General features: G+C 53.4%; 3 protein-coding genes. All 3 read right to left on the bottom strand.

Annotation, left to right across the window (positions count from 1 at the left end; translation table 11 throughout):
* Positions 1 to 454: 454 nt before the first annotated feature.
* Complete coding sequence (locus tag NW857_RS01765; RefSeq protein ID WP_414332430.1) at positions 455 to 679, bottom strand: hypothetical protein; 225 nt, start codon at positions 677 to 679, stop codon at positions 455 to 457.
* Positions 680 to 872: 193 nt separating this feature from the next.
* Entirely contained in the window at positions 873 to 1,478 is a 606-nt protein-coding gene (cbiT, locus tag NW857_RS01760) for a precorrin-6Y C5,15-methyltransferase subunit CbiT (RefSeq protein WP_414332428.1), read from the bottom strand.
* Between the two features lie 220 nt (positions 1,479 to 1,698).
* Positions 1,699 to 2,268: a hypothetical protein gene (locus NW857_RS01755; RefSeq protein WP_414367795.1), complete on the bottom strand. Its 570-nt coding sequence runs from the start codon at positions 2,266 to 2,268 to the stop codon at positions 1,699 to 1,701.
* Positions 2,269 to 2,313 lie beyond the last annotated feature (45 nt).

The following is a 2,313-nucleotide window of genomic DNA, read 5'->3' as shown; positions in this document are numbered from 1 at the left end:
TGGCCATCCGCTGCCTCAAAGCAGCTTTCAACGCCGATTGCGACGGCCAGATGGGGCTGCAGGAGCTGGCCGGGGACGCGACGCTGCTGTATTACATGACCGAGGAAGCTGCCGAGGGCAAACGCGCCTTCTTGGAGAAGCGCCCTCCCAACTTTCGCCAGTTTCCCTGGCGGCCCTAGTTCTTTCCATGAATTCCACTTCCCCGCAGGGAAGCGACCGCCGAGATCCAGCAAAAGATTGACCAGGTCAGCGGAAAAATCAGGGTTTGAGGGTTGTCTCCGACCCTGTCGCTGAATTTTGGGTATAAAGCTTTACAGAGATCCCGGTGCTGCTGTTGAGGTGGCCTGGGATGGGCTTCTGAGAGGTGGGCCAAGAGGGTCTTTCTAGGGATCCACGACATAGCTATCCTGGGAGAGGCGCTCGTTACTACAAGCCACAACAGCGGCTGGGATCCCTAAGTTCCTGAGGATTTGCTGGGCGGGCTCTCTCTGGCTATCTCTTGTCTGCGCCGATCCCCAATGCCGCAGTCACCACAGCATTCCGGTCGCTTGAAGTCGTCCCAATGGATGCAAGCCCGGCAGCCCTTCAGCATTTCCGGCCAGCGCTCTCGAATCAACAGTTGCCGCAGCTTGACTTCCCGTGACTCCTGAAAGGGGTGTTGGAATTGGTCCATAGCCATTGGGGTTTCCCAGCTCTCTTAATCTGGTATAAGAGCAGATTTGAGTTTGAGTTCGAGAAATATTGGCATAGCTTAAGGTTTGGAATGGGCCCATCCTTCTTACTGGTTCAGGATAGCTGAGATGAACCTATCTAATTTTGTCTGTCGCTTTGAGAAAAGATTTACCAAAAAATGTAAACAGGTTATATAAAACTTAGCTCATTTTTTCTCCGCTTAAAACAAAAGTGGGATCCAGCGGCAGCAACATTTGAGTCCGACCGCGGTGTTCCAGACGGTTCACCGCCGATTGAATGACCTCCACATGATGAGCCCGCACAGCAGCCAGACCGGCGGAGAGGCCGTAGAGCCCATCCAAAGAGTTGGTTGTCGCCACGATCCGTCCGTTGGGATTGAGATGGCTCCAGCAGGCTTCCAGGATCTCCCGTAGGGGATGGCCTCCCTCAATGCAGATGCGATCCGGTGCAGGAGAAAGGTGTTGCAAACAATCGGGGGCAGTACCTTGAATCACTTGCACGTTGGTGAGGCCAAATTTCTCACAATTGCTCTCGATCAAGCTGACCACCTCTGCGTCTCGCTCGATGGCGATCACGCGAGCCTTGGGGCACAGAACAGCCGCTTCAATGGCAATCGTGCCCGTTCCGGCGCCAATATCCCACAAGCAGTGGTTCTCTCCCAGGCGCAACTGGCTCAGCACCAACACGCGCACCTCGCGAGGGCTCATCGGGATCCCTGGAATGCGTTCAAAGGCAGAATCCGGGATCCCTGGGGTGCGGTAGGGCCAAGGGAAAGGGGTTGACATTGCAAGGCACCGCTGCTGTGCATCTATCCCTCAGCATAGAGCGAATGCTCGACAGACCATCGCCGGTCTGAAAACACCTTCTGGATCCGATCAAGTTCTGGCCATTTCCAAGAGCCATGAAACGGCTCGTTATGTCGATCTCCCCTCTCCCTCTGGGAGAGAGGCTGGGGGTGAGGGATGTAGCTCCCTTGGCTGGAGTAGATAACGCTGGAAAAAGCTGTTAAGGACATTTGCCTGAGCCGAAGTGTCCCAAACCATTCATCCAAAGGATGAGCCTTGCTCGCAGGTAGAGCCAAATCTCATCGTTTGCCCGCAATAGGAATATGACATAGAGGCTCAATACGACTAAGGCACACAAATTTCCCAAAAAAGTGTAGGTTTGGATAATTCGATCGGTACTCCAGCCAAACTCGTAGTTTAGGCGGTTCATATCCCCACTGGCATCTCCTTGCCCGCCAAACAGAGTTCCCCAAGGGATCTGGTTCAGGCCCAATTGGATAGTGTGCCACTGCCAAAAGCTTTTCCATAGGCTGCTGGCTGCAATTCCCAACACTATGAATCGCCAAAAATCCCATCGCCAACGATCCGGCAAGCGAAGATAAAAGCTGGCTATTAAAAAGGTGCTGAGATAAAACTCACCGCCAACGCCGCCAAAGGTAATCAGCAGCTCTTTGGTACGATTGGGCAGCAGCCAAGTCATATAAAACTGCAACAAGGCCAGAAAAATAGCCAACGCCTGCAGCCATCGGATCCGTTCCTTGCGGGCTGACCGGAACAGCAAAGCCAGCAAAAAAAGGATCCCAAAGTATACAAAGGGATCCTCTTTTGAGCTGAT

Origin of the sequence: Synechococcus sp. H55.9, assembly GCF_047462355.1 — a bacterium.
Classification (GTDB): Bacteria; Cyanobacteriota; Cyanobacteriia; order Thermostichales; family Thermostichaceae; genus Thermostichus.
The sequence above is the reverse complement of the archived record's forward strand: the minus strand, read 5'-3'. Positions and strand labels throughout refer to the sequence as shown.